Raw genomic sequence first — 26,767 nt, 5'->3', positions numbered from 1 at the left:
TTTGGGAAATAAAAAAGCCGCTCACAGCAAGTGAACGGCTTATTTCACAGATAGCCTACTTAGTTAAGCGTATAAGTTGTACAAATTCACCAAATAAAAAACCAGCCTTAATAGCTGGTCACAACTCCCACATCTTACATAAATGTTACTGTATCAAGTTATATCCTGTCAAATATAAAATTACTTTTTAGACTGAAGCTAAAACCTGACAGCGTTTTATGATCTTATGTAAATTTAGCTAGTGGGTACAGGATTCGTTTTTTATGGGGGCGGAATAAATACCAATAAATCCCTTTTTAATAGCATGCAATAACTGCCAATATTTCCCTTTTGTACGGTATGAAAAACTGGAAATTCTATCTTCCTTATAGGTGCCTTTTTATGTTTAATATAATCCGGGACGGTACATGCAGTAACAACAAACATCATCAAACAGACCGAGGCGGTAGGAATCTAATACAAGTGCCGTCTAAATTTCTTAAGCAATTCCACAAGCCACTATACATACATAGGAATAGGGTTTTTAAGATTTCCGCCAGGATTTGGTCTTTATAGCTTCGACCTTATATCTATAAATTTACAATGACGATATCATGAAAGGACGTAAATATCGCAATATAACGCAGAGACATACGATATTCTCTTTGATGTGTCCGTTTCTTAAATGTATAATTACGCCGTTATATCTACATAAAAACCGAGGATGTGGGGTTAATGCAAGAAAAAGTCTTTCATTTCCGGGTATCAAAGTTATTCTGAACGCTTTGCTTCTCGATATAATACATAACAACGAAATAAGCATTAATCTCATGTAAAAGCGAAACAGATACCTAATACACTAGGGGGAGGCAGTGATGAGACTGGGGCTAAGAAATGTATTGATTGTTTGCGCTATTATCACAGCTGGGCAACTTGCTATGAATCTTATCGCAATGTCAAAAAGCAATTATCAAGATTGGGGTTTTGTATTACTAAACACAATTGAAGTGTTCGTAATTACTTTTATTATAGGGTTAATAGTGTGGGGAATAGTTATTCTCGTCCGGAAATTAAAAAACCGATCCCGACAAGATCAAAACAAAATGCTAAATTCTGTCGATAACAAAAGTATTGATAGGAGTAGCATACTTAGTTTCCTACAGAAATGGCGAATTGCAGTTGGAGATGTGGGAAATGCTGTAAACATGTGGAAGCTAACATTCATACATAATCCTAGCATGATATTTTCTTTTGATGGCCGCTACTGTATGGAGCAGCAAGAATATGACTCCAGACGAGCAGAGGCTTTAAATCAGTGCACTGAAAAACTGGCATATTTTGAAGACAGTAATAATTGGCCTGATTTGTTGGATGAAAAAGGAAAAAGATTACTTAATGATGTACGGTATTACTTTCTGCCGTCATTAAGAGACCAACAAAGATTACTTACTACAGCTGCAACCAACAATCTTAGAATAAAATTAGCTGAACAAGCGCCACTCGTAATCAACTTAATTCAGCAATGTGCAGATTATACTCAGCAGCAACAAGCACCTTATGTTGACTTTACCCAAGAATTACAATCCGGATTTAATGACGTCGATAAAAGCGTGCGCAAATCTCAACAGTCTATTAATACATTGATTAAGTACTACGCAATTAAAAAACAACAATTCATGTGATATTTGCTATGTAGCTATTGGCGACCTGTAAAACCTCATACTATCCTGGCATAGGCATATATTCCAAGACGTTATGCGTAGGTGTATAATGGGGCATTCTTATGCGGTGGAGGTTATGATGAAACAAGTAGTAGTCATCATGATATTGTTATCCTTTATAGCGGGATGTGCACGGCCGGATAATACACTAACCGGCCGACAACAAACACCAATTATAGTTGATAACAAAAGCACCCAGGTTCCGGTTTCGACAGCACCTCCAAGTGATAATAAAACGAATCAAATTGTTGAAGATACTGCAGCTAATCAAGGCACTCTGCTACAGGGCATCCCAGTTAATTTGCGCTATGACTATTTAAATACCGAGGAAAACCTAAGTAATCAAGTAGCCGTCTGGCATAGTTACGCTACGGCTAGTGCTCCAAATTGGGGAATTGCTGGAACGTGGGTTGAAACTCCATTGATCATACTACCAAACAAGGAAGGTGCGGTCTGTATCATTAAAGATACTTATGGGTCAAGCGGGTATAAGTATCTTCAAATAGATACAACTTCGTATCGGGACACAGTCGATGAGAAAGTGGAATTGAATAAGCCGGCATGGGGTCTTGCCACAACTTTTCATCCAGATAAAACGCCGTTCACTATTAACAACATTAAAATCGCTGGTGTTGCCAACTATACCACGGGATTAGTTGATGATTACAATAAGAAGTATCTTGCTGTAAATATATTGAATGGTAAATCAGAGATCATATGGTCCAAGTACTATAAATGGAGCGACTTTAGAAACACTAATACTTCGTCTCTATTACCAAACGCAGTATGGAGAGATATTGCGGTTGACAATGTGACCGTGGATGGCGATTTTACTATTGACGTGTTGGCACTAAGCGACACTTATAATAAAACAGGGGATATGTATAGCTATTTCGCAGTAGCTTATGAGAAACTTGCAAAATGTGAGGATATACCTACTAATTCGTTTATATCTGGAAATGGTAAAAGATACACTCCTTACATACGTCTTTACGATCAATATGGAAATCCCGTGTGCTTCAATTTGTGTATTAGAGTCGACGGCATATACTAAGAGTGTGGTCTGCACCCCTGCTACTGGATAGAATAATTTAGGTAAGCGTTGACCTATAAAACTTCATACTATCCTGAAAGCTAAATGACCGTGTATATCGCTGTACCATCTCCAGGCTTTCCCAACGGCCCAATTCTTTGATGGTCATGGTATCAATGCCAGCTTTCCTTAACAGCACCGCAAAAGTACGACGGAATGTATGCGGATTACAGGTTATACCTGTTTGTGCTTCCAGTCGCCGCAGCATAGACGTAATACCCCAAGCGTTCAATCCCCATACATTACCGTCAGGCTTGTATTCTGCTAACCATTTAATTAGATATTGATTAGATAAATCACCAAACGGTGCATGTGCCACTTTGCGGCCTTTTCCCAGTACCTTGATACACCGGCCCGGCCAGTTGATATCGTCGGGTTGTATATTGGCCAATTCAGACAACCTGAGGCCACTTTCCACAAACAGCGCAATGATGGCCTTATCCCTCACGCAATCCACTGATTCAATCAATTGCTTCACCTGTGTTTCGTCCAGGGTCGGCATCATCGGTTTTCCCAGGATCGGGGCCTGTATGCCCTCTACTGGGTTGTTAAGGCCGTACTCTGACTTCAGCCAGCGGTAGAATGTTTTGATTGTCCTGTAACTTGCATGCCGGGTGGCAAGACCGTTAGCATTGGCAGGTACGGTATTTAGATATTTCTGTACAACAGCCGATGTTGCCCTGAGATAATTTACGTTCCGTATGAATTTAGATAGCCGTTCCTGATAATAGCACAGCGTTTTAGGACTAACACCCATTGCTTGCCGTGATTGCAGGAATAGCTTTAAGTAATCAGGTTCGTGTATTTCAGGCAATAACTTGCTTAATGATTCAAGGAATTTTACGGATGCAGGTTTTTCACCTGTAATGACCTTTGAAATATAGGATTTATCGAAATTGGTCAACGCTGCAATCTGTGAAATGGTCATTTTGTTGACCATTTTAGCTATATCGCTATGCCTTCTAAGCAGCGGGTCGTGGGTTCGAATCCCCCCAGGGACGCCATCAAAGCGAAAACCATGATCTCGCCACTCGTTTTAGATGCAGCTAGTCTGCTATTTCCGGATATATAGCTCCACCGTGAGGAAATATCACGACATCGCCCTTTGGGAAGGCTTTAGCCGCAGCTCTTAACGCTTCTGGAAAATCGCGGAAAACTTCTATCCCGGGCAGAAGCCCTTCTGCCTGGCTCGCCACAGATGGGGAATAAACCAATATTTTATTGCGCAGCAGGGCTTTCAACATAAAATAAGTAGAGAAACGTTCCTCGGGTGATGTACCCGGAGGAGACATTTTCGTCATAAGGATGCCCAACAGCCAGATGATCGGCTTCCAGATAAAAGCGGGCAGCCCAGAAAGCTTGAGTTGCGGAACGCGCATATTACCCAGTCCCTCTTCGCATTTAAGGGCGGCGAGGATGACGCCGCCCGGCTTGGCCGCGTAAAGCACGTTAGCAACGGCCTTCACACCCTGCCTCAAGTCTATATCCATCGGGAATGAGTCAGTGATTACCACGTCCGCCTGGGCCGGTATCCTCACCCCAAATACTTTCGCTGCCAGCTTTACTCCCCGGCGGTGGGCCTTTATCGGGTCCCCCGCTACCAGCCCAATAATCTGCATCTGTGCATTTAACACGGTATTGACAATGAAAGTATCGCCCTTAAGCATCGACCCCGCCTGTTCCATGTCAAGGCGCATGGGATTATTGGCCGGATCGGAACCCAACATGAAGAAATATTTGGAACTGGCGCAGATCGCATGGTTAGCTGCTATGGTATCTACACCGGCAACACCGGGAAGAATGTTCTTAAATCCACCTCCGAAGCCGGCATGCGGATGAGGTTCAATCGTGCCCACAAGTATACGCAGATCCGCCTCAGCCACCGTTTTATTTATAAACACGGGAGTGCCCCTGTCCGTCTTGCCCAGGAAGCTAAGCTGATCTATGTTGCGGCAATCGTGGTTCTCCCAGCCGACCTGCTCCAATACATATTTGCCGGCTTTCCGTTCCATGTCTTCAAGAGACATCTCCCGGTGAAGCCCAGGGGCAGTCACAATGGTAACGGCTTTCAGGTTCACGCCCCCTTGTACCAGATGATCGAGGATTTTGCCAAGCAGTAGATAGGCTGGGGTGGGTCTGGAGATGTCATCGACTACTATCGCAACTTTCCTTTTCCCCTGCGCAAGTCCTTTGAGAGGAACACACCCCTCCGGCGCAGATAGAATAGTCTCCAGCGTTGCTTGTATATCAGCCAGGGGTACAAACTCCGATGGTTTGTACGTTCCGAGCAGGTTCCAACCCGTGGGTAACTCGAAATCCAGACTACTTGATTTGCCCCACGGTATCTGTTGCAGCCCGGATGTGTTTTGTCTATTCATTGCTACATCGAAAATTTAACCCCGCTTGCCATGGCGGAGACCAAAAGTATGATGAAGAAGATGAAGAATGCAGCTGCTATATAAGTCATAATCACTGCGAATCGGCCAGGTCGGAATTCTTTGGGCAGAAATTTAGTGCACACGTAGATGCCCAGAACCGCAATCACCGGGAGCAGGATAGTATCAACCCCCGCAGTTATCTGCAGCATGAAGACCGGTGCCTGGATTAGTAGTGCAAATACCCCTGCAAAGACCAGGTAGAATAAAAGAAATATCCTGTAAGGTTTTTTACTAATTTCTCCTTTGCCTTTGCGTAGCCCCAGTGCGCCCGTCGCTACACGGCACAGGCCGTCTATATCAGCCAGTAACGTGCCAAACAAGGTTCCAAGCACGCCTAATAAAAATATCACTTCCCCGGTCCTGCCGAAGTCCTGCCCAGCTATTTTGGCCAGGGCGCTGCCCATGCCCTCCCCCTCGGGCACCAGGTGTAGCGGGTTGAGAATAAGCGCACCCGCAATCAAAAAACCACTTGTTAATATCCCCGCTATGACCGTATTGACAATCAGGTCAGTCCTGTTGATTTTGATCCATTCTTTTATACGACCTCTATCCGCCGGGCCGGGTATGAAGCTCTTGCCTGCCATGCCCCTGCCGCTGGCCTGCGTCCACAGGGAAAACCAAACCGTCCCAATGGCACCCGCGCCAGCCCATCCAAGGAGCGGGATAAGTTCGCGCAGAGATTCGGGAGGTACACTGGGGACCAACCCTGCTAACACGCTCTTAAACGGTGGAGCCGTCTCTGCAATTGCGTATATCACGAAAATAACCATGACAGCGATGAGTATTCTGGATGCCCCTTCCAGCGCCTTATAGCTACCGATGAGCAGTATGATCCCTACTACCAGCAGTGCAATAATCGACCACACCACATAGGAAATGCCAGGCACCAGCGCAAAAAGTGCGCTGCCCACAGCTAAAGCGATCCCGCCCATGCCGGCAATGCTAAATATAAAAAGTATCCAGAACAGCCAGAGTATCCAGCCTTTAGGCAATATTTTAAACGTGCCTATCTTTACCTCAATCCTGGAAAAGGCGCTGACTACATTTTCACCCGATGCCACCGTGTAACGGCCCATCAATTCGGTGATGAAATACTTCATGAAGAGCGACACTATCGGCGACCATAGCAGCACCATGCCGAAGATGGCTCCCGCACGTGTGGCGAAGACCACCTCGGCTACACCGACTGAACTGGCAGCCCATACGATGCCGGGACCAAGTGCAATCAGCCTGCGCCAGCCGCGCGGAGGTTCCTGTACCTGTGCCGTGGATTCAGCCTGAATGCCCTTATTTACCATTGCGCCTCCTCAAGCAGTGAATCATTCAAACATGGCCGCGTTTAAATTACGCTTGTCGTCCCCGGTTCCAGCACTACCAGTTTAGCGGGTATTTGCCAGGCCCTGAGCGTGTCCAGGTCAAGGACCTTGCCCTTGACCTGGTAATGCATAGGTACAACAACCCCGGGTTTAATTTCCTGTACAAACAAGGCGGCTTCGGCCAAATCCATGCCATCCCTGCCTACAAATGGATAGTTGGATGCGGCCACCTGCAAGAATGCGACATCTATGGATATGCCTTTGAGCCCTTCCTTTACAGACAGCCTGTATCGTGAGTCGCCGGAGAAATAAAAGGTCTTTTCGCCCGACACAACAAAACCTATGGCATCCGGGGCAAAGGGGTGCACAGCCGGAACCGCCAATATCGTGACTTCCCTGAAAGTAAACTTATCACCCGGGGCAAGCGCAGCCAGCTTTGCCAATCCCTTCTTGCGCGCCCGCTCTATGGCTTTCTTAGAACCCACCACCTGACAGCCTAACTTGCCGGCCAGCGCGATGGCAGGGTTAGACCAATGGTCTATGTGGTTATGCGATACGAGCATTAAGTCCAGTCTTTCAATCTTTTCCGGATCAAGTGCCATGGGCACGGCCCTGATATTCTCCCACTGTCCCCACCAGGGGTCGGTCATCATAAGTACGCCTGACATATTGATGAGCAAAGTGCTCTGCCCAATCAAACTGACATCCATACCTTTCACCTCACGGGGTTATAATGCCTTTCATATATACATTCGATAGCAATGCTTCACCGGCCTGCTCTATTTTGTAGCTGTGAGTAACTATTTTTTCCAGAGGTATGCCGCGTTTCATGGCGAGTTCCATCAATTTGAGAGCATTGTCGAATGATTGCGGAGGGCAGGACCACTGCCCTACCAGTATCACGTCTTTAAAACACAGGTGCATAAACGGATTTATCGTTGTAGTGCCGGTATCCAGGAAATTACCGAGTTCAACAAATGTGCCGCCGCGGCGCAGCATACTGAGACCCTGTGGGACCGCATCGGGAGAGCCTGTGCAGTCCACCACCATATCGGGACCAACCTCGCCGGGAGTCAGCGATAGGACATAAAACGCACGCTCATCTGCATTGGGCATTTCCTCAATATCAACGATATGGTCGAAGACTCCCAATTCCCCAGCGAGTTTAAGCCTTTCCTTAATACCGCCTACCAGGATGACGCGGTAAGCGCCCGCCAGGCTGGCCGTAATTCCAGCGGCCATGCCTATGGGGCCTGACCCCAGAATGACTACGGTATCCCCGGGGCCGAATCCTTCCTTGAGCACCGGGTAAGGCATCATGCCCTTACGCACACCGATAGTGGCGGCGAAAATATCGGTAAGCACCGCCACCTTGTCCGGCATACTATCCGGAATCTTATACACCCATACTCCGGGCAGCAGGTAACAATACTCGGCATAACCCCCGAAAAGATGGGGAGGGTCCGCTGCGCATATGTTCTGCCCATAGCCTTTGGCATTGGGACAAAGCGTGGCTGCGTGATTGGACGGCAAGAAACGGCAATACCAGCATTCGCCGCAGGGGATCCCGGCATACCAGGTTACACGGTCACCTACCTTGATCTCTCCGCCCTGTACAGCCATTTTCCTCTTAGCCTCGTCACCTATCTCTTCGATGATGCCGAGATTCTCATGGCCGAGTATCAGCGGACGTTTTACAAAAAGCGGCGCAGGAGGCAGGCCGTGAAACAGGTGTTTATCCGTGCCGCAGATGCCGCACATTTTCATTTTAACCAGGGCGCTGTCTTTATTAACCCCGGGCTTGGGGAAGCGCTGAACTTCGATTTTACCAAACTCGGTCATTACGGCGGCTTTTACTTTATCTCCAGACATAAATTACAACCTCCTCGAAATACACATCTGCAGCGGTCAGGATTTAGATACTCTATTTAGGTGATAATCATAGGCAGCAATGGAGGACTGAATATCATCTTTGACCGGCTGCCAGCCTAAAGCTTCTTTAGCCAGTGAACTGTCGAAGACATAGTCGCGTAGCGCTATTTCCAGGTGCTGCGGCTCTATCGGAGAGATATGCAGTGCAGCTAAAACTGCAACTATCGCCCGCGCCACGGAAGCATGGATGATTATGAATTTGGGTGGCTTCCCGGCATGTTTATAGAGAGCTTCAGCCATGGCTCGCAAAGTGGGGACGTTATCGCTTCCCAGGTTCATTGCCATACCGCTCGATTTCGGCGTTTCCAGGGCCAGGAAAAACGCACTCGAAACATCATCCACATCAACCATCTGCAGCCTTGTTTTGCCACCGCCCGGCAGCAGCGTGGCCTTGCCATGAGATATACTCTCCATCTGTGCTACCAGGAAGGGCTCGTTTTGCCCCGCTCCGTTGATAGTGGGCGGACGGAAGATGGTAATGTCCAGACCCTTTGCTGCGTATTCCCGGCATAGTTGCTCACTTTGAACCTTGTCCCTGCCGTACTGGCAGATCGGCGCAATCGGCGCATCTTCGGTGCAGGGAACAGGGACATCAATTCCATATACCTCGACTGAAGACGCATACACAAACTTGCGGACGTGGTTTTCAGATGAAGCTAAAAGAGCATTCTCTGTCCCACGCACGTTTACCTCGTGCATGCGCTTTTCGTCCCGCTCGAACTGCGCCAAAGCAGCCGCCAGGTGAAATACGGCATCGCATCCGGCTGAGGCCTGCTTTACAACACGCAGGTCCGTGATATCCCCGGTAACCTCTTTGAAAGAAGCATGGGCTATCCCCGAGGCTTTGATATCCAACCCTACCACGGAGTGCCCTCTCTCGAGTGCGGCCCTGGCCATGTTCCCGCCCAAATAGCCCGAACTCCCGGTTATAAGTATCTTCATACTTTGTTTTACTCTATTACTGATGTCAGATGTTAAAACGAACGTCGGCAAATTTAAGAAATATCATCTCAGGCATCCACTTCAAGTGTGACTTTTTCGACCTTGTTGAAATCACTCATATAGAAAAAGGATGCGGTAAAGAATAGTCCCGCTGCAACAACAAGGAAAATGGGAAGCGTCAGCATGGCGGTTTGAAGATTGGAAGCGTCTGAAATTGAACCTACCACGATGGGACCCAATGAACCACCCAGCAGATTCATACACAGCACTGCGAGGGCGTAGGACATGCCCCGCAGACCGGGATGCACTACTTCCTGTACCACGGCCAGACCGGCCGGCGCAAAGGTGGTAATCAATACACCCATTACAATGAGTACTGCGTACTGCGCATCACCTGTTAAGGAGAATGCAACGAAAACAAGCAATGCCGAAATAAGTGTAGTTATAGCAGCAAATAGCGGGCGGGAGTTAAGCTTTTTCTTGACCCAGCTGTCCGAAAGGAATCCACCTATAAAGAAACCCACCATAGATAGTACGAGGACCAGGCTGGCCTTCAGGCCAGCCTGGTCCTGCGGCATGCCGCCTATACGGTGAAAATAGCTGGGAAGCCAGGTGGATATCGCAGTGACTACAAAGATCACGCCTGCAAATCCCAGATATGTGAGTATCAGCGTCGGCGTGCCCAGGAATTCTTTGGCCACGTCCATTGCCTTCATCTTAAACTTGGAAGCCCCTTCGGCGCCGGAACCGGCAACCGTTTTCATCAGAGGCACCGACTTATAGTCCTTGGCAAAGAAGAAAAGGATGGCCGCTATCAAGCCAGGTATTGCGACTATACCGAATGCGTGCCGCCATCCCAAGTTTACAGCTATGATACCACCCAGCGCCACACCAATCGCCATGCCCAGCGGCTGTGCTGCATTCCAAATACCGAAGATTCGCGCTCGCTTTTCAATGGGATAAAGCCAGGAAAGCATGGCAGCCCCCGCCGGACCATAGCCGGCTTCACCAACTCCGATAATCGTCCTGGTGGTGAGCAATTGCCTGAAATTGAGCGTGAAGGCGCCGGCAAATGAAGCTAAGCTCCAGATAATCGAGAGAATACCTATGCTTTTTTTACGGCTCCAGCGGTCGACCAAAATCGAGGCAGGTAAAACGCAGATAACAGCGGCCCAGTAAAACATCGAGATCAGCATGCCGCACTCAAAATCGGAAATGCCCCAGTCCTTCTGGATGTAGGGGAAAAGCGAGGAGATCACCATTCTGTCCGCCTGGTCGCATAGCATCAATATGAACAGAAGAATGAATACATAGTTCCTTTGGCCGTTGGTCACCGTTTGTCCGGTCGCGACTTCATTGTTTTCCATTCAGTACATCTACCTCTTACCTCAGCATTAGATGAAGTGTGATTACCCTGTGAGAGTTTGCGCCGCTTTTTTAAGGAAATTGACTCAGTTCTCGGCAGGTATTACCACACAGCCCGTATCGGCTTCAGAGACCATCGCCGCATACTTCCTCAGATGCCCTGTGAGTGTCCGCGCCGGCCGTTTCCAGGCCGCACGCCTTTTTTCCATCTCGACGGCCGATAGCTTCACATCCAGTTTACGCCCGGGTATATCTATTTTTATTATGTCCCCGTCACTGATCAGTGCCAGGGGGCCACCGTTGTAAGCCTCCGGGGTAACATGGCCGATAGCCGGCCCTCGGCTGAAACCTGAGAAACGCCCGTCTGTAACCAGGGAGACTTTGTCAGAAAGGTTCAACTGAAAGAGTAACTCGGTCACTGTCAGCAACTCTCTCATGCCGGGTCCGCCTTTTGGACCTTCATACCGGATCACTATGATATCACCCTCCCTGTACTCCTTGTTCATAGCGGCGTCAATGGCTTTCTCTTCGCTGTCGAACACCCGAGCTGGCCCGGAGAAAACCAGCATATTATCAGGGACACCCGAGCTTTTAACGACTGCGCCGGTCGGCGCCAGATTGCCCTTTAAGACAGCTATGCCTCCCTGCTGATGATAGGGATTATCGAGGTCGCGTATCACGTCGTCATCTAAACAGCTGAAGGGAGCGTTGTTTTCTTCAAGCGTTTTACCTGTGACCGTCATTGCGTCATTTTTCAGATGGCTTTTCAATTTATTCAGCAAGGCCGGCAGGCCGCCGGCCCTGTATACATCGAGGAGGAAAAACGGCCCCGATGGATATACACCGAGTATGTGCGGGACTTGATTCGATATGCGGTCGAAGTCCGAGAGGTCCAGGGGAATGCCAAGCTCATACGCCAGCGCCAGAAGATGTATGGTCACGTTAGTGGAGCAACCTGCCGCTGCCGTTGTGACCAGCGCGTTATGAAACGCGTCCGGTGTCAAAATATCGCGGGGCGCCAGCGACTCATCGACCAGGGATACGATGCGTCTTCCGCTCTCCTTTGCCATAAGGTATTTTTGGTTGTGTACGGCATGTGTGACTGCGCTGTTGGGCAGTGACATTCCCATCGCCTCCACGATGAACTGCATGGAGTTGGCTGTTCCCATGCCACTGCATGCGCCTGGTCCGGGACAGCTTAACATAGACATGATGGGCGGGGTGCCCCTGGGGGCAAATTCGTTGAAGGGAAGCATAGGACCTCCGGTAACGAATATGGCGGGTAGGTTGAGGCGCGCCGCTGCTATCAGCTGCCCGGGAACTATCTTATCGCAGGTCGATAAAAACACCAGCCCGTCGAAGCAATGGGCGAGAGTCATGGTCTCTATGGCATCTGCAATGATGTCCCTCATGGGGAGCACGTACTTCATCCCATCGAGGCCGTTGGAGTAGCCGTCGCACGGCGCAACAGTGTTGAATTCTAAGGGAACGCCGCCCGCCATCAATACGCCATCTTTTACAAACCGGGCAACCTCACGCAGATGAAGATGTCCGGGAAGCAACTCATTCCAGGAATTGACTATACCTATCAGCGGCCTACCCTCCAGATCTTTAAGAGGAACGCCGCAGGCTTTAATCATCTCTGCGCGGACCATTGCGGTTGCCAGGCGGTCGGTGTTCTTTAGAAGGCTCTTGCTTTTGCGCTCTTTATCATCCATCTTCTTCACAACTTACCATATTTTTTATAAACATCCGGCAATGACATGCCACCCCTGATCTCTAATCTCGATTTGCGCTCTGAGGCAACCACTTCCTCGGCTTTGATAACTACCTCTTCAAGATCAACGTCAGGCTGGGGGATGACAACCACGCCGTCCCGGTCTGCAAAGATAATATCACCCGGGTTGATACGCACGCCACCACAGAAAATCGGGCTACCAACACCGATTAAATCAACGCGGCCTATCGAATCGGTAGGTATATTTCCCCTGGCCCACACGGGAAACTCAATTTCCAGAATGCGGCTTATATCGCGGATTGGACCGTCCACCACAGCGGCCTTAACTCCACCCACGTATCTGGAAGTGGTGGCCATCAGCTCACCGAAAGCCCCGGCGCCCCGGAATCCATTGGCAGTAACGGCAATAATTTGTCCTTTCTGCATACTCCCGAAAACGGTACTTAAGGCCTGTGCCACAAAGCTGGGATCATACTCAGTGAGCCTGGTTGATTTTTTGGTCTTGGCTTCTTCAATTGTATAAGCTGGCCCGGCCACGACCGCATTGGGGATAATCGGGGTAAAGCCCGATTCCAATGACTGGTTCATAAATCCCATATCATCGAGTGTATCCGCTACCGCCGGAGTATAGGTTTTTTCTAAACGGGCACATAGTGAAAGGACCTCATCGTGGTTATATTGCTTGGGCATGTTCTACTCCTTCAATAGTATTGTCCATTACTATTTGATTTCAAGTAGCTGCAAGCAGTCCCAGTAGCGGTTGATAAAAATAGTCTATCCCGGTAAATTTATCGAAGGAAGCATACAACAGCAAAGCCGCACATGCAAATATTTAGGGTAAGCCAAAGTATTGATTGCGGATTTGAAGGCTGTTATCAGCCTGCCGAATCGTTTAATCATTCCATTTGCTCTTATATACTCCGTTCCAAAATTATTCGATTAAAGTGTTGAGCATCATTGACCTTGTCCTCCTTCAATGTCCCACAGATCTTCCCAGTCTTTTGCGCCGGGCCAGAGAAACACTCGACCCTTGATCAGCCTGCAGTCCCGGTCGATTCCCGAGATCAGTTTCATATCCTCATCTGAGAACGGATCCTCGGTAACGGCCTTAAGATTGGAAAGATAGTTCTTCCTCTTGATCGAGAAGGGTATCGGTATCTGGCCCCGCTGCTCAGCGTCCTGTAAGGCACTTTGGACGGATCGACCGCATCCGTATCGATGTGTTTTTTGACCATATCTGAATTCCCGCTTACCTCTTCGGATTGTTCCCGACACATATATCATGTTCATATTTACCGTCGGACATTTTATCATTTAAACCGGTATCGGGCTGTCCCTGTTGATAAGGACGATTGCACAGGGTAATATAAGGCGGCCTTTTAAGAAATTCAGGCAGCAGGCAGCGGGGAAAATGAAGCAATTTTCCGCACCATCCTCATCACTGGAACTGCGTCCTTCCGGCGGCGGATGCACCCAGACCTTCCTCTTAAAAGACGGCAGAATGCTGCTCCGTGGAGAGCCGCGCGGCGTCTTAGACCGCCTCCTGCTGGAGCAGGGAATACCTGTTTAAAATCCGATGAACTACTTCTATACATTGCTCGGGTCTCTTTTCATCCTGGTTGCGCTGGTTCTGCTCACACTACTGCTGAGAAACCGTTCCATACTAACCACCCAACATCAATCTCTCTTCTCTCGTCTCGTAACGGACTTCTCCCTGCCAGCGCTGATATTTATCAACCTGGCCAGACGCTCTTTTGAAGTCGAGAAGCTGCTGCCCGCGCTGATTATGTTCATCACCATCTTAATAGCCTGCTCCCTCGGTTTCGCTGCCGGCAAGATATTGAAAATGGACCGAAAATCGCTGGGTGCATTCGTGCTTGTATCCGGCTGGGGCAGCTCATCCACTCTCGGCTACGCCCTGATCACGCAGGTCTTTCCCAACAACTGTGAGGCGATGCAGGACGCGCTGGTCATCAGTGAGCTTGGCGCGGGGGTTCCGCTTTTCCTGCTGGCTATACCCGTCGCCATGTATTTCGGCCAGGAACACGCCGATACCAAAAGCGTACTGGCTTCAATACGCGAGTTCTTCCTATCCCCCATTTTCATAGCGCTGGTGCTGGGCATCGCCTGTTCATTTCTCAACTTACCCTGGAACGATACGGCGCTGAGAACCCTGGACACCCTGCTGGATATCATCGCAAGCACCCTTGAGGTATTTGCAGCCTTCGCCATCGGCCTGATGCTGCAGAAAATACCGGTCAGACAGCTTCTGCCCCCCATTGCGGCCCTTTTCTGCATCAACCTGATCGCCGAACCACTAATAGCCCTGGCGGGAGCGCACCTGTTCGGACTGCCGCAGATTGAGGAACAGGTACTGGTAATCGAAGCGTCCATGCCGGCGGGCGCGGTGGCGGCGGTGATCGCCGCAAGATACGGATGCAACGGAGGTCTCGCTTCAGCGCTGACTATCACGATGTATGTGCTGAGCCTTGCGACGATCCCGCTGGTTTATTTGCTGATGACGGCAACATAGCAAAGATACACAGTGGCTATTATTGAGCTATTTGGGGAAATATTTATTCGTGATGTCCCGGACTTCCTCAAGCCATTCTTTTCTTTGCGTTGGCGTGCTGGTGGCGATCACTCCGAAGTTCTTCCGATAGTAGTTGTCCACGCCGCAAAGGCCGAAAACGCAATTCCTCCAGATCGTCTCCAGCGGATCGCCGAAGACCGCCTGTTCCCTGGACTCCGGCGTATTTGATGTCGTAAACACGATAGCCGTCCCGGCCTTGAGCAAACCGTTGGGCACACCCTCACCACTGTCCCCCTCGTTGAACTCGTAAGCCGCGCCCGGACGAATGACCCTGTCGATCCAGCCCTTCAAAATGGCGGGGGGCTGTCCCCACCAGTTGGGATGCACCACAATGATGCCGTCGGCTGAAACGAGATCGTTGACGTGCCCGGATATCAGCGGCGACAGGTACGCCGGCTGAGGGATCTCATCAGAAGGCAGCACGGGAGGAAACTCCTCCCTGTACAGGTCATGGAAAACGATCTGATGGCCGGATGTCCGTAAAGTGGTAACGACCGTCTCTGCAACGGCATGGTTGAAGCTCTGTTCATCCGGATGACCGAGTATCACTAATATTTTCATAATAATTCATCGATATAATACAGATATTCCATGTTCCGGCGCTAATTATTATAGATACAGCGTTAATAATTTACATGATTCCAGAGGTACATTGCATTAGTCAAATAAGTGGGATAGAATAAAATCAGAGTCATCGATATTAAATCGTGCACAGGAGGGTGCATCATGAAAGGCAAATGCGAATATTGGAAAATATGCAGATTCTATGAATCCTGCATAGTTTGCAACGAGATGGAAGGATTTGCCTATGGGCACCGCGCCGGTGGCTGTTACAGGGATATATCGAAGTGCGGAACCAAAAGCACCTACTGCAAGCTCGATGACAAAGCGCAGTCGAAAGAAAAAGACCTGATTCTACGCCCCGTCTAACTGGTCACTCTTTCTCTAATCCCTGCCCCAGTATTCCGGCCAACATGTCGCCCTTTTTCTTTATGTCAAATCGATTACCCGGGAGACACCAGCTGAACACCGTGCCCCGTATGCTGTACAAGAGTATTTCGGCAATCTGTGCCGGTGTGAGGTCGTCCCGGATCTCGCCGCATTGCTGTCCTTCGTCAATCAGCTTTTCCAGCACATAGTACAGCTCCCTTTTGTTGGGGATCAGTATGTGCGCGGTATTCGTATTCGATATCCTGATTACGTAGCTCATTCTGACCAATTTCTTGGTAAAGCCTTCCTGGTATTCCATCACCGCCCGGATATACTCCAACAGCCTATCCAGGCCCGGCTTGACATGAGCTACCCTGTCGAGCAGATGTGTGCTGTAGCCTTTATCGCTGGCCGCCATCTGTTCCAGAACGATCTGGTCCTTGGACTTGAAATGCCCGTAAAAAGCACCCTTGGTAACCCCTACCTGGCTGCATATCTCGTCAATGCTGACATTATCGTAGCCTTTTTTATCAAACAGGACAGCCGCAGTTTCAAATAGCTTTTTCCTCAGGGCCATTGCGCGCTTTCGACGGACAACGTAATTCTTCTTGCGCATCTTAAACTCCCAAGACATTATATTACATGTTTGTCTAAATATCAGGACTCTCTGCATGGCAGGGAAAGTACATATATAATCTACAGGAACAATTACAGGCGTGTATAATAACAGCACCGTTAAATTAATCAGGAAATGAGATGTGAATAACAGCAAAAAGGAATGGCAGGATACGGCGCTGGCCAAAGCGCTGGGAAGTTTCCCCGGCAGACGGGAGAGATTCGAGAACAGCTCGGGCATAGATATCGATCCGCTTTACACGCCGGAAGACCTTTCCGATTTCGACTACCAGTCGTCGCTGGGCTACCCGGGTGAGTACCCCTTCACCCGCGGAATTCAGCCCGCGATGTACCGCAGCAGGCTGTGGACGATGCGCCAGTATGCGGGATTCGCCTCGGCTGAAGAATCGAACAAAAGGTACCGTTATCTGCTGGAGCAGGGACAGACCGGCCTCAGCATAGCTTTCGACCTGCCCACCCAGATCGGTTATGACTCCGATCATCCGCTGGCAACAGGAGAGGTCGGCAAGGTCGGTGTGGCCATCGATACGCTGGAGGACATGGAGACGTTGTTTCGCGATATACCGCTGAACAAGGTCAGCACCTCCATGACCATTAATTCTACCGCCCCCATCCTGCTGTGCATGTATGCGGCGCTGGCGCGCAGGCAGGGCGTGGATATGTCCGCGCTGGAAGGTACGATACAAAACGACGTGCTCAAGGAGTATATCGCCAGGGGCACATATATCTTCCCGCCCGCACCGTCTATGCGCCTGATAACCGATATCTTCGCCTACTGCAACAGCAACTTGCCTCGCTGGAACACCATCAGCGTCAGCGGATACCATATACGGGAAGCAGGGTCCACCGCCGCGCAGGAGGTGGCCTTCACCCTGGCCAACGGCATGGCCTATGTTGAGGCCGCCATTCAGGCAGGACTGGATACCGATAAATTCGCCGGACGAATATCCTTCTTCTTCGACAGCCACAACGACCTGTTTGAGGAGGTCGCCAAATTCAGAGCGGCGCGGCGGTTGTGGGCGCGCATAATGAAGGAACGATTCAAGGCCAGGGACTCGCGCTCCATGATGCTGCGTTTTCACACCCAGACCGCCGGCTGCACGCTCACCGCACAGCAGCCGTACAACAACATCGTCAGAGTGGCTATTCAGGCGCTGGCCGCCGTACTTGGCGGCACACAGTCGCTCCATACCAACTCGTTCGACGAGGCCTACGCCACGCCTTCGGAGGAGGCGGTGACCATCGCTCTGCGCACACAGCAACTGCTGGCGCACGAAAGCTCCGTGGGCGATGTGGTCGATCCTCTGGGCGGCTCCTACTATGTGGAGTCCCTTACCGACGCGCTGGAACGTAAGGCTTCCGGTTATATCGATAAAATCGATAAGCTGGGGGGCGCGGTGAAGGCCATCGAGCAGGGATATCAGCAGCGGGAGATACAGGAGAACTCCTACAGGCAGCAGAAAGCCGTGGATGACGGCAGCGCTGTAGTGGTGGGGGTCAACAAGTTCATCGCCTCGACGGCTAAAATATCGGGACTGACCAGGATCGATCCGGAAAAAGAGGCGCTTCAGAAAAAACGGCTGCAGAGTGTCAGGCAAAAGAGAGATAACGAACGCTGCAGCCGGGCATTGAACGGCCTATCAGAGGTTGCCCGCGGACGGGACAACGTGATGCCGTCCATTCTCGAGTGCGTCGAGGCTTACGCCAGCGTGGGAGAGATATGCGACGTGCTGCGCAAGGTCTTCGGTACGCAGAAGGAGTTCCTTATATTTTAAGAAAGGCCGGCCGAAGCTTAACTATGCGCTCTCATCAAGGCAGCTAAATATTACAGGACAGGAGATATATTAACATGGCTAAAATCGACCTGGAAATGAATGACAAAGTCGCGATGGTGACCATGGACGAAGCGGATAACAAGCTGAATATCGGCATGGTCAAATCGCTGATGGAAACGCTGGATGCGATTGAGAAAGAAAGCGAGGCCCTCACGGTAGTGGTAAAATCCGGGCATTCACATATCTGGACCAACGGCTTCGATATCGACTGGATACGGGCCAGCCTGGAGAAAGGCAACAGGGCCGAGGTCAAACAATTCCTGGTCATGGACCTTCAACTGCGCAGGCGGCTGCTCACCTACCCGCTCATAACCATCGCCGCCCTCAACGGCCACACTTTCGGCGGCGGGGCGGTTTTCTCATGCTGCTTCGATTTCCGCTTCATGCGGTCGGACAGGGGTTTCTTCTGTATCCCTGTGATAGACCTCCAGTATCCGATACTGCCCGGCACCCGTGAACTGCTGCGTAGCGTATTCCCCGCCCACGTCATTAAAGAACTGATCCTGACCGGACGGCGTCTGACCGGCCTGGAATGCGTATCAAGCCATGTAGTCTCAGCGGCCTTCAGCAATGAGGAGCTGATGGACAAAGTTATGGCCTTCGCCGCAGGCCTGAATAAAAGCAGGGGCATCGTGGGTGAGATGAAAAAGGTGTTGAACGGCCCCATTATCGATCTCATCGATAAGGACGCCGCATCGATCAGGGAAGGGCAGATCATCGTATAGCCTGTGAAGCTATGCCCGGCCGGCGGTCCCCGCCATACCTGAAATGCTGTTATTGAGCAGGACCAGCTCGCGCGCATGCTCGTCTTTATTCAGGCTGTCAAGGTAATCCAGGTTCCTGTCGTGCGCCTTTAGCACCGTCAACATGGCCTCAAGGCCGGTCCCCTTCTCGATCTCGGATTTTATGACTCCGTGCCAGAGAAATAGTGTCTCCCTGTAGTGCTTAAGCCGTTCTATCCCGTTATCATAGCAGCCGAAGTGCCCGTAACATATCCTCTGCGGTTCAAGCGCAATCAGCCTGTCTATGGAGGACACTGTCTCCTCCAGCTTGAAGGGAGGCGGTGTGGCCGGCCTGATGACGCCGTTGACGCATACTCCCGCCGCCTCACCCGCGATCAGTATATGCGTGGCGTCGTCGAAGAGGCTTAAATGGTGCACCGCATGGCCCGGAGTCAGATACACTTTTAGTGCGGTCCCGCCGCCCAGGTCGATGCGCATACCATCGGCTGCCTCGGCTATCCGGTTTTCGGGAACCGGCTCCATCGGGCCGTATTTCACGGCCAGGTCCCCCAGTATCTTAAGGCTGGCGTTCCACAGCGTAGATGGATCCGCGAGGTGCGGACGGGCACGTCTGTGAGCCAGCACCGTGGCGTTGGGAAAATCCGGGATTATCCCCCCCGTGCCGCCGGCATGGTCCACGTGGATATGTGTGAGGATAATATACTGTATATCTTCGGGCCGCGCGCCGGATTTAGCTATGGCCGAGAGCAGGCCGGGCCTGGCACACGAAGGTCCGGGATCGATGAGGGCGCTCCTGTCTCCCATCACCAGGTAACTGCCGATAAACCTGTTATAGGCAGGTATGGGAATATGTGGGTACAGTAATTTCAGGTTCGGTGTAATATCTACGACTTCGCTCACGGCTCTCCCCCGCGCCTGTTCCCGACAACTATAGCATAAGATAGACACCTCATGCCGTGCTCTGCTGTGATCGCAGTTAATTTTATACCTGCTATGAGTTATACTTATACCTGATTTTAAATCAGCGGAGGCTGTATGAAAATAGACAGGGCCAGGCTTGAATACCTGAAAAAGGACGCCGTGCAGGGCTTTACAAAGTACCTGGGACTGGTCCCTCTGTCGCTTAAGCCGGGCGACTTTGTCACCAGGCTCAAGCTGCAGAAGCGGCACTTCCAGCAGGACGGCTTTGCGCATGCCGGACTGATCGCCACCATGGCCGACCACACGGCGGGATATGCCAGCTTCTCCCTTGTGCCCGACAGCCGGCGCATCCTGACCATCGAATACAAGATCAATTACTTTCAACCCGCTGACGGGGAATACCTGGAATGCCACGGATTTGTGACCAAGCCGGGGAAAAACATCCTTTTCACGGAGGCCGAGGTGTACTCGATTAACGGCAAGAACAGGAAGCTGGTCGCCAGGGCTATGCACACCATGGCCTCCGTGCCCGCGTCCAGGGTTTCCCGTTCGTCCAATCCCTCTGCCGAATTTAACGGCTGATCCCGGCTGCGCTGCATCTCTGCCTTGAATTATCCGTCCCGTACAGCTACTATGTTTTGGGAGGTTAAGCTGCAATGGAATTTCCGCAAAAAGGCATACCTATCGACAAGATCAAGGAAGAATTGACTACTCTTAAATCCAACGACATGGACTGGAAGGGGGCGCGCGCTTTCAGCATGGTCTTCAGGGCCTCGGATGATGTCAGCAAGGTGGTGGAGACGGCCATCAGCACATTCGTCTTCGAGAACGGTCTCAGCCCCTTCGCATTCCCCAGCCTGCTGCGCATGGAAACAGAGGTAATCGCCATGACTGCCGACCTGCTCCACGGCGGCCCGGATGCTGCAGGAAACATAACCTCCGGCGGCACGGAGAGCATCATCATGGCGGTCAAGGCGGCCAGGGATTACGCCAGGGAAAGGAGACCTGAAATTAGAAAACCCGAGCTGATCATGCCGCGCTCGGCGCATCCCGCCTTCAATAAGGCCGCCTATTACCTCGATATCAAAACGGTTATTGTGCCCACCAGTGAATCCTCGATTGTGGATATGGATGCCTATGAGAATGCTTTTAACTCCAATACCATCTTCGCCATGGGATCCGCATTCTCGTATCCCCATGGAGTTATCGACCCCATCGAGAAAATGGCCGCTATCGCAGCTAAAAAAAACGTCTGGTTTCACGTGGATTCCTGCGTGGGAGGATTCATTCTCCCCTTTCTGGAGAAGCTGGGCTTCCCCATCCCTCCCTTTGATTTCCGCGTGCCGGGCGTGACGTCCATGTCCGCCGACATACACAAATACGGCTACGTGTCCAAGGGCGCTTCCACCATCACCTACAGGAACGCGGACCTCAGGAAATACCAGCTCTTCGTCTATACTGATTGGAACGGGGGCGTCTACGCCACACCGGCCATCTCCGGAGCGCGGTCCGGCGGTCCCCTGGCCGCCGCCTGGTCGGTGATGAGGTTCCTGGGCAGGGAAGGCTATATGCGTTTGGCAAAGGACGCCATGGAGGCCACTCGGCTGCTGATGGATGGCATCAAACGTATCCCCGGCTTGCGCATCATCGGTGATCCGCCTGCCACCACTTTCGCCGTGGGCAGCGATACCCTCAATGTCTTCGCCCTGGGCGATGCCATGAAGGTGCGCGGATGGAATATCGACAGCCAGCACATGCCGCCCACCCTGCACTTCACCGTATCTCCCATGCACCTGAAGATAGTCGAGCCCTTCCTCAAAGACTTCGCGGATGCGGCCAAAGAGGTCTCCCTCTTGAAGCAGGAGGACATCTCCGGCGAGGCCGCGGTCTACGGCATGATCGGCTCCCTGCCCGACCGGGTGCAGGCCAAGGAGATGACCACGCAGTATTTCAACGACATGTACCGCGTCAAATAATCGTGTCTATACCCTTTGCCTGGACCGATATCACGATACTGGCGCTGATCCTGGTACTGGCCCACTCCGTGGAGACCTACCTGGGATTCGGCTCGACCATCATCGCCCTGTCGCTGGGAATTTTCCTCTTTCCGATTGAAACGCTGCTGCCGGCGCTTGTGACCATCGCCTCGCTGCAGAGCATCTGGCTGATCATACGCTGGCACAGGCACATACGCTGGAAATTGATACTGGCCGGCATACTTCCCATGGCAGCCATAGGCCTGGCCGCCGGCATACTGCTGAGGGACCATGCCAGCGAGACTCTGCTGGTCACGTTGCTGGGGCTGTTCATTATAGTCACGTCAACGCTCGAGCTTATCGCTCTGTTCCGCAGCAACGCCGCCCCGCGTGCCCCGCTCAATCGCTGGATTGCTGCGCCGGTCATTTTCGTGGGCGGGCTGTTTCAGGGCTTGTTCGCCTCAGGCGGGCCGCCCATCGTCTACTACGCCGGAAGGGCGATCGATGATCCGGCCCAGTTCCGCTCCACCCTGTCCGTGCTCTGGCTGATACTGAACCTGGCATTGCTTATCAGCATGTGGGCCGGCGGCCAGGCTGGCGTCCTCACGCTGGAGCTGGCTGCGCTGGTGCTGCCGGGATTCATCGCCGGAGTATTGGTCGGCAGCTTCATTAAAATGAAGTCGAAGGCCTTCAAGGCCGCCACCTGGGCCATGCTGCTGATAATCGGAACAGTACTGCTCGTGCGCGTCTTTCAACAGATTAACGCAACCTTCTTGTAAACGGCCTGCTGATTGTTGTAATATGCTCAAAACGTCCTGATATCCATGTCTGTGTGAGACCGGTGACAGGCGGGAACAGTGGATTTCAGGGCGCTGTCAACGTAAATCCCGGGGAGGTCTACAGCCATGAAAGGTGTTTATATTATCGGCGTCGGCATGATACGTTTCGGCAAATATCCCGACCAGAGCGTGCGCACCATGGCAGAGCAGGCCACTCTCCTGACTCTTCAGGACGCGGCCCTGGTCAAGGAAGACCTGCAGGCTGTTTTCTTCTCCAATTCCTTCTGGGGGATGTTCGCCAACCAGCATTCCATACGCGGCCAGGTCGTCATGCGCGGCATGGGCATCGATAAGATACCGGTGACGAACGTGGAAAACGCATGTGCGGGAGGGTCAACGGCACTGCACCTGGCCGCTACCGGCATCTATGCCGGAATGTACGACGTGGCGCTGGCGCTGGGGTCAGAAAAGATCAGCAATCCCGATAAGGCCCTGTCGCTCTCCGCTTACGCATCTTGCATGGACGTGGAGAACTTCGAGAAACATATCAACATGATCACCGGCCTGAACGATGTGATAAAGGTAGAGATGCCCGAAGATCAATCCGCCCCCGGCGAGGGCAGGAGCATCTTCATGGACGCCTACGCCATGGGCGCCAGGTGGCATATGAACAAGTTCGGCTCGACGCAACGCCAGCTCGCCGTCATCTGTTCCAAGAACCATCTGCACGGCTCCCTCAACCCGCTGGCGCAGTATCAGCAGAAGATGACGGTGGATGAAGTGCTGGCCGACAAGGTCGTGGCCTATCCTTTGACCAGGGCCATGTGCTCGCCGGTGGGAGACGGCGCAGCCGCTGCTGTAGTATGCTCTGAGAGATACCTCAAGAAGCTGGCGGATGCGCGTCCGGTCAGGATACTCGCCTCAGTGCTCGGCCAGGGAAGCGACAGGTCCATGGACGGGGAGGACATCGGCGAGCGGCTCTCCGATCAAGCTTACGATATAGCGGGCGTGGGTCCGGCCGATATCAGCCTGGCGGAGCTTCACGACGCCACAGCCTGGGGAGAGCTGCACCAGGCGGAGGCCATGGGCTTCTGTCCCATGGGTGAGGGCGGTCCCTTTGCAGAATCCGGGGCGACCGTATTGGGCGGCAGCAAGCCCATCAACACCAGTGGCGGGCTGGAATGCCGCGGCCACCCCATAGGAGCGTCGGGACTGGCCCAGATACATGAACTGGTGCTGCAGCTGCGCGGACATGCGGGACTGCGGCAGGTTGAAAATGCGCGCATCGGGCTGGCCGAAAACGGCGGCGGCAATATCGGTGTCGAGGAGGCTGCCATGTGCGTGCATATACTGGAGAAGACAGGCTGAGTCGCATTGCGTCCGAAACAAAAAGCTATAATTGAGGCTAAAAACAAGGCAGGAGAGATGACTGACAGCACCATGACGGACAAGAAACCGAGAGGCCTGATCTTATACTATTCCGGATCGGGCAATACCAGGCTGGCCTGCCGCTATATAGCCGCGAACATAGACAGCATTGACTTCGAGCTGTTCAACATGGTGGGAGGCCGCATACCGGACCTGCGGGACTGCGCGATATTGGGATTCGCAGTCTTCACCGATTTCCTGGCGCCGCCCCAGCTGGTAAAGACGTACCTGGAGAAGTTTCCGGTGCAGCAGGACATGCCTGCCTTCGTGTTCAACACATACGGCTTCATCAACGGCAAGACGCTTAAGGTGCTGGCGGACTGGGTGGGCGCAAGGGGCTTCAAGGTAGTGGCGGGGCATTCACTGCATACTCCTGAAAGCTACCCGCCCATGGTGGCGGGGGGCCACGGCAACGAGCAGGCGCCCAACGAAAGGGAGCTGAAAGCATTTAAAACATTTGTCGACGATTTGGGGGCAGTCTGCAAACGGATCAGCCTCAAGCAGGAAGTGAGCCAAGGCAAAATACCGGTAGGCTGGCTGTACAGCGTCCTGCCTACTTTCTCCCGCACAAGGTCCAGGGACGACATGGGCATCAAATATGTGGACGCCGAGCTGTGCAAGGAATGCCATACCTGTGAGAAGCTGTGCCCGTATAAGGCTATAATACTTGATCCCAAGCCCGTCTTCGATATGGGGAAATGCTACGGATGCTGGAGCTGTTTCAACCACTGCCCCAACAGGGCTATTTATACGAAGAGGTACCGTGGCCGCGGCCACTATCCCAAGCCCATCGATCAGCTTAAAGAAAAGCTCGCCCTATAGCTAATAAGCTATTTGCCAACGAAGATGGTCAGCGCCTTGAGTGTCATTTTATTTTTTTCAAAGTAAATCTCGACCATATTCCCTGCAGGAGTCAGAAATATAGTCAAAACATTGCCCTCTGAAGAGCTCAAAGCCAGCCAGTTATTGGCCTTCGCGTAGGCCAGTACGTCCGCAGGACTGCTCAGTTTCGGCATCTTTACCTCCGATATGCGTTATTCAACAGGATTTGACGATTCCACCGGTATCCATTCGAGAGGCGCTATGGCTGCCTCGCCGGCGGTCAGTGAGGAGACCCATGGCCAGCCGGCGGTGGTGATATACCAGCGGTCCTTATCAGGCAGATAGATATACTCGGGTCCGTGTGTCTCCAGCCTGGCAACCATTGAAGGAGAGTTGCCCGTTCCGGCATAGACGCCGAAATCGTAGGGGTTATCCGACTGGAAAATCAGCGTATCATTGTAGGACGGCCTGTCCGGCCATATCTTGAGAGGCAGCAGCAGGCCGTTCCAGAAAAAAGTATCATTGTTATAGGTGAGTGAGAGGTAATAGCGGCCGCGGTACTGCATCACGAAGGGGGATTCAGTGGAGGCGAAGGGAGAGTTACGCTCGCTGCCGCAGGCGGATCGCAAAGCGGTATCGATATACTGCCAGTGTCGCAGGTCGAAAGACTGATAAACATCCACCTGTGAGAAAAACCGGTCCCTGGCGGTCGTATACAGCAGCCACTGGCCATCGGCTACTTTAAGCACCATGGCGTCACGGAAAAACTTGTGATAGGGCGCATCCAGCACGGTTCCCCGCTGCCCCCAATTGATGCCGTCCGTGGAAACCATACGATAAAGCTTATGTGGAGACCAGAACATGTAGTAGGTCGCGTTTTCCGCTATTACGTGGGGCGCCCATGCCAGCTCGCCGAAATCGGCCACCGGACCATCCTCCGTCATTCCGCCTGCGGGAGGAAAATCGTGGCTGCGCCCCGTCGCGAAGTACTTCTCCTCGTTGTAATTCCCGTCGCTTTTATGTGTGATGCCCGCCAGCCTCCATCCGCCGTTTATATCGCTGTACACTGCGTGGTCATTTATGTAATAGCCGTGGACCTGCGGCTTGAAGAGTACCTGCCAGGATCCCGAGATAGACGGCTTGTAGACGGCGGACTCTGCTGCGTCCTGTTCCTCTGCATATACTTCACCCAGCAGCCGCGGTATCCCTTCTGCGGACGGCACGGCCCAGACACGATATATACCGCTGCCGCTGCGCGACAGGTATGATCCGAACCGGACGGTACCCAGCACTTCCCATTTATCTCCTTCGCCCTTTTCTATACGGTAAGTCTCACTCTCGGGATCGGCGATCCAGCCCATGTGTATCCAACCAGTTCCCTGGTTTACCTTGATGCCGGCCTGCTGCTGCAGGTACGATGCGTCCTCACGTTTGATAGAGCCGTAGAAACCGGTCTTTAAAGGCATCTCAACATAGATCCGCAGCCCGATTTCCAGTATCATCCATATAGCCAGCAATGATGCGGCAGCGATCAGGATTCCGCGAATCCACCTCTTCATGTAACCATACCCCCGATATAC

At 51.8% G+C, this 26,767-nt stretch carries 26 protein-coding genes; 12 read left to right on the top strand and 14 right to left on the bottom strand.

Features of this window, described 5'->3' with window-relative positions:
* Positions 1–854: 854 nt before the first annotated feature.
* Together WC359_02540 and WC359_02535 are read left to right on the top strand one after the other, a co-directional pair.
* A complete protein-coding gene (locus WC359_02540) occupies positions 855–1,661 on the top strand; it encodes a hypothetical protein (protein ID MFA5399308.1) in 807 nt (268 codons plus the stop codon).
* 118 nt (positions 1,662–1,779) lie between these two features.
* Complete coding sequence (locus WC359_02535; protein ID MFA5399307.1) at positions 1,780–2,754, top strand: hypothetical protein; 975 nt, start codon at positions 1,780–1,782, stop codon at positions 2,752–2,754.
* Positions 2,755–2,791: 37 nt separating this feature from the next.
* Here the strand turns inward: WC359_02535 and WC359_02530 are convergent, their stop codons facing one another.
* The 9 genes from WC359_02530 to WC359_02490 all read right to left on the bottom strand — a co-directional run bounded on the left by WC359_02530 (position 2,792) and on the right by WC359_02490 (position 13,214).
* Positions 2,792–3,733: a tyrosine-type recombinase/integrase gene (locus WC359_02530; GenBank protein MFA5399306.1), complete on the bottom strand. Its 942-nt coding sequence runs from the start codon at positions 3,731–3,733 to the stop codon at positions 2,792–2,794.
* Positions 3,734–3,839: 106 nt separating this feature from the next.
* Positions 3,840–5,171, bottom strand: coding sequence for a nickel-dependent lactate racemase (larA, locus tag WC359_02525; protein MFA5399305.1), 1,332 nt, complete (start codon positions 5,169–5,171; stop codon positions 3,840–3,842).
* 2 nt (positions 5,172–5,173) lie between these two features.
* Entirely contained in the window at positions 5,174–6,529 is a 1,356-nt protein-coding gene (locus WC359_02520; protein ID MFA5399304.1) for an Nramp family divalent metal transporter, read from the bottom strand.
* A 41-nt stretch (positions 6,530–6,570) separates the two neighbouring features.
* Positions 6,571–7,257 carry an MBL fold metallo-hydrolase gene (locus WC359_02515; GenBank protein ID MFA5399303.1) on the bottom strand — a complete coding sequence of 229 codons (687 nt, stop codon included), beginning with the start codon at positions 7,255–7,257 and terminating at the stop codon, positions 6,571–6,573.
* A gap of 10 nt (positions 7,258–7,267) precedes the next feature.
* Positions 7,268–8,419: an alcohol dehydrogenase catalytic domain-containing protein gene (locus WC359_02510; GenBank protein ID MFA5399302.1), complete on the bottom strand. Its 1,152-nt coding sequence runs from the start codon at positions 8,417–8,419 to the stop codon at positions 7,268–7,270.
* Between the two features lie 36 nt (positions 8,420–8,455).
* Entirely contained in the window at positions 8,456–9,421 is a 966-nt protein-coding gene (locus WC359_02505; protein MFA5399301.1) for an NAD(P)-dependent oxidoreductase, read from the bottom strand.
* Positions 9,422–9,489: 68 nt separating this feature from the next.
* On the bottom strand, positions 9,490–10,788 hold the full coding sequence (locus WC359_02500; GenBank protein MFA5399300.1) for an MFS transporter: 1,299 nt from the start codon (positions 10,786–10,788) through the stop codon (positions 9,490–9,492).
* Between the two features lie 84 nt (positions 10,789–10,872).
* Positions 10,873–12,504 carry a dihydroxy-acid dehydratase gene (gene ilvD, locus WC359_02495; GenBank protein MFA5399299.1) on the bottom strand — a complete coding sequence of 544 codons (1,632 nt, stop codon included), beginning with the start codon at positions 12,502–12,504 and terminating at the stop codon, positions 10,873–10,875.
* 5 nt (positions 12,505–12,509) lie between these two features.
* Positions 12,510–13,214, bottom strand: coding sequence for an RraA family protein (locus tag WC359_02490; GenBank protein ID MFA5399298.1), 705 nt, complete (start codon positions 13,212–13,214; stop codon positions 12,510–12,512).
* Between the two features lie 721 nt (positions 13,215–13,935).
* On the opposite strand from WC359_02490, the gene WC359_02485 reads away from it, so the two are divergent.
* Complete coding sequence (locus WC359_02485) at positions 13,936–14,094, top strand: hypothetical protein (protein MFA5399297.1); 159 nt, start codon at positions 13,936–13,938, stop codon at positions 14,092–14,094.
* Between the two features lie 6 nt (positions 14,095–14,100).
* Complete coding sequence (locus WC359_02480; GenBank protein ID MFA5399296.1) at positions 14,101–15,057, top strand: AEC family transporter; 957 nt, start codon at positions 14,101–14,103, stop codon at positions 15,055–15,057.
* Between the two features lie 27 nt (positions 15,058–15,084).
* Here WC359_02480 and WC359_02475 read toward each other — a convergent pair whose 3' ends face one another.
* Entirely contained in the window at positions 15,085–15,678 is a 594-nt protein-coding gene (locus WC359_02475) for an NAD(P)H-dependent oxidoreductase (GenBank protein MFA5399295.1), read from the bottom strand.
* 165 nt (positions 15,679–15,843) lie between these two features.
* On the opposite strand from WC359_02475, the gene WC359_02470 reads away from it, so the two are divergent.
* A complete protein-coding gene (locus WC359_02470; protein MFA5399294.1) occupies positions 15,844–16,047 on the top strand; it encodes a hypothetical protein in 204 nt (67 codons plus the stop codon).
* A gap of 4 nt (positions 16,048–16,051) precedes the next feature.
* On the opposite strand, the gene WC359_02465 is transcribed toward WC359_02470, so the two are convergent.
* Entirely contained in the window at positions 16,052–16,663 is a 612-nt protein-coding gene (locus WC359_02465; GenBank protein MFA5399293.1) for a TetR/AcrR family transcriptional regulator, read from the bottom strand.
* Positions 16,664–16,805: 142 nt separating this feature from the next.
* Here WC359_02465 and WC359_02460 point away from each other — a divergent pair, with 142 nt between their 5' ends.
* Positions 16,806–18,458: a methylmalonyl-CoA mutase family protein gene (locus tag WC359_02460; protein ID MFA5399292.1), complete on the top strand. Its 1,653-nt coding sequence runs from the start codon at positions 16,806–16,808 to the stop codon at positions 18,456–18,458.
* 74 nt (positions 18,459–18,532) lie between these two features.
* Entirely contained in the window at positions 18,533–19,243 is a 711-nt protein-coding gene (locus WC359_02455; protein MFA5399291.1) for an enoyl-CoA hydratase/isomerase family protein, read from the top strand.
* A gap of 9 nt (positions 19,244–19,252) precedes the next feature.
* Here the strand turns inward: WC359_02455 and WC359_02450 are convergent, their stop codons facing one another.
* Complete coding sequence (locus WC359_02450; GenBank protein ID MFA5399290.1) at positions 19,253–20,161, bottom strand: MBL fold metallo-hydrolase; 909 nt, start codon at positions 20,159–20,161, stop codon at positions 19,253–19,255.
* A 135-nt stretch (positions 20,162–20,296) separates the two neighbouring features.
* Here WC359_02450 and WC359_02445 point away from each other — a divergent pair, with 135 nt between their 5' ends.
* The 5 genes from WC359_02445 (at position 20,297) to WC359_02425 (ending at position 25,187) form a co-directional block, all read left to right on the top strand.
* Positions 20,297–20,764, top strand: coding sequence for a PaaI family thioesterase (locus WC359_02445; protein ID MFA5399289.1), 468 nt, complete (start codon positions 20,297–20,299; stop codon positions 20,762–20,764).
* 74 nt (positions 20,765–20,838) lie between these two features.
* Positions 20,839–22,158, top strand: a complete 1,320-nt coding sequence (locus WC359_02440) for an aspartate aminotransferase family protein (protein MFA5399288.1) — start codon at positions 20,839–20,841, stop codon at positions 22,156–22,158.
* Positions 22,159–22,160: 2 nt separating this feature from the next.
* Positions 22,161–22,937 (top strand): sulfite exporter TauE/SafE family protein, encoded by a 777-nt coding sequence (locus tag WC359_02435; protein ID MFA5399287.1) that lies wholly within the window; start codon positions 22,161–22,163, stop codon positions 22,935–22,937.
* 126 nt (positions 22,938–23,063) lie between these two features.
* A complete protein-coding gene (locus WC359_02430; GenBank protein ID MFA5399286.1) occupies positions 23,064–24,305 on the top strand; it encodes a thiolase family protein in 1,242 nt (413 codons plus the stop codon).
* Positions 24,306–24,311: 6 nt separating this feature from the next.
* Positions 24,312–25,187 (top strand): EFR1 family ferrodoxin, encoded by an 876-nt coding sequence (locus tag WC359_02425; GenBank protein MFA5399285.1) that lies wholly within the window; start codon positions 24,312–24,314, stop codon positions 25,185–25,187.
* 8 nt (positions 25,188–25,195) lie between these two features.
* Here the strand turns inward: WC359_02425 and WC359_02420 are convergent, their stop codons facing one another.
* Both WC359_02420 and WC359_02415 read right to left on the bottom strand, forming a co-directional pair.
* Positions 25,196–25,381: a hypothetical protein gene (locus tag WC359_02420; GenBank protein MFA5399284.1), complete on the bottom strand. Its 186-nt coding sequence runs from the start codon at positions 25,379–25,381 to the stop codon at positions 25,196–25,198.
* Between the two features lie 18 nt (positions 25,382–25,399).
* A complete protein-coding gene (locus tag WC359_02415) occupies positions 25,400–26,746 on the bottom strand; it encodes a hypothetical protein (GenBank protein ID MFA5399283.1) in 1,347 nt (448 codons plus the stop codon).
* Positions 26,747–26,767 lie beyond the last annotated feature (21 nt).

The sequence above is a fragment of the Dehalococcoidia bacterium genome, from assembly GCA_041653995.1.
In the GTDB taxonomy this organism is placed as follows: domain Bacteria; phylum Chloroflexota; class Dehalococcoidia; order GIF9; family UBA5629; genus CAIMUM01.
Note: the sequence above shows the minus strand (reverse complement) of the source record. Positions and strands in the feature narration are given on the sequence as shown.

Bases quoted from the DNA above. Each gene is read 5' to 3' on its own strand.
- WC359_02440 (MFA5399288.1), top strand. From the start codon at position 20,839: ATGGAATTTCCGCAAAAAGGCATACCTATCGACAAGATCAAGGAAGAA.
- WC359_02510 (MFA5399302.1), bottom strand. From the start codon at position 8,419: ATGTCTGGAGATAAAGTAAAAGCCGCCGTAATGACCGAGTTTGGTAAA.
- WC359_02515 (MFA5399303.1), bottom strand. From the start codon at position 7,257: ATGGATGTCAGTTTGATTGGGCAGAGCACTTTGCTCATCAATATGTCA.
- WC359_02415 (MFA5399283.1), bottom strand. From the start codon at position 26,746: ATGAAGAGGTGGATTCGCGGAATCCTGATCGCTGCCGCATCATTGCTG.
- larA (MFA5399305.1), bottom strand. From the start codon at position 5,171: ATGAATAGACAAAACACATCCGGGCTGCAACAGATACCGTGGGGCAAA.
- ilvD (MFA5399299.1), bottom strand. From the start codon at position 12,504: ATGGATGATAAAGAGCGCAAAAGCAAGAGCCTTCTAAAGAACACCGAC.
- WC359_02535 (MFA5399307.1), top strand. From the start codon at position 1,780: ATGAAACAAGTAGTAGTCATCATGATATTGTTATCCTTTATAGCGGGA.
- WC359_02505 (MFA5399301.1), bottom strand. From the start codon at position 9,421: ATGAAGATACTTATAACCGGGAGTTCGGGCTATTTGGGCGGGAACATG.
- WC359_02530 (MFA5399306.1), bottom strand. From the start codon at position 3,733: ATGGTCAACAAAATGACCATTTCACAGATTGCAGCGTTGACCAATTTC.
- WC359_02445 (MFA5399289.1), top strand. From the start codon at position 20,297: ATGAAAATAGACAGGGCCAGGCTTGAATACCTGAAAAAGGACGCCGTG.
- WC359_02490 (MFA5399298.1), bottom strand. From the start codon at position 13,214: ATGCCCAAGCAATATAACCACGATGAGGTCCTTTCACTATGTGCCCGT.
- WC359_02465 (MFA5399293.1), bottom strand. From the start codon at position 16,663: ATGCGCAAGAAGAATTACGTTGTCCGTCGAAAGCGCGCAATGGCCCTG.
- WC359_02455 (MFA5399291.1), top strand. From the start codon at position 18,533: ATGGCTAAAATCGACCTGGAAATGAATGACAAAGTCGCGATGGTGACC.
- WC359_02520 (MFA5399304.1), bottom strand. From the start codon at position 6,529: ATGGTAAATAAGGGCATTCAGGCTGAATCCACGGCACAGGTACAGGAA.
- WC359_02470 (MFA5399294.1), top strand. From the start codon at position 15,844: ATGAAAGGCAAATGCGAATATTGGAAAATATGCAGATTCTATGAATCC.
- WC359_02500 (MFA5399300.1), bottom strand. From the start codon at position 10,788: ATGGAAAACAATGAAGTCGCGACCGGACAAACGGTGACCAACGGCCAA.
- WC359_02420 (MFA5399284.1), bottom strand. From the start codon at position 25,381: ATGCCGAAACTGAGCAGTCCTGCGGACGTACTGGCCTACGCGAAGGCC.
- WC359_02475 (MFA5399295.1), bottom strand. From the start codon at position 15,678: ATGAAAATATTAGTGATACTCGGTCATCCGGATGAACAGAGCTTCAAC.
- WC359_02540 (MFA5399308.1), top strand. From the start codon at position 855: ATGAGACTGGGGCTAAGAAATGTATTGATTGTTTGCGCTATTATCACA.
- WC359_02430 (MFA5399286.1), top strand. From the start codon at position 23,064: ATGAAAGGTGTTTATATTATCGGCGTCGGCATGATACGTTTCGGCAAA.
- WC359_02480 (MFA5399296.1), top strand. From the start codon at position 14,101: ATGAACTACTTCTATACATTGCTCGGGTCTCTTTTCATCCTGGTTGCG.
- WC359_02485 (MFA5399297.1), top strand. From the start codon at position 13,936: ATGAAGCAATTTTCCGCACCATCCTCATCACTGGAACTGCGTCCTTCC.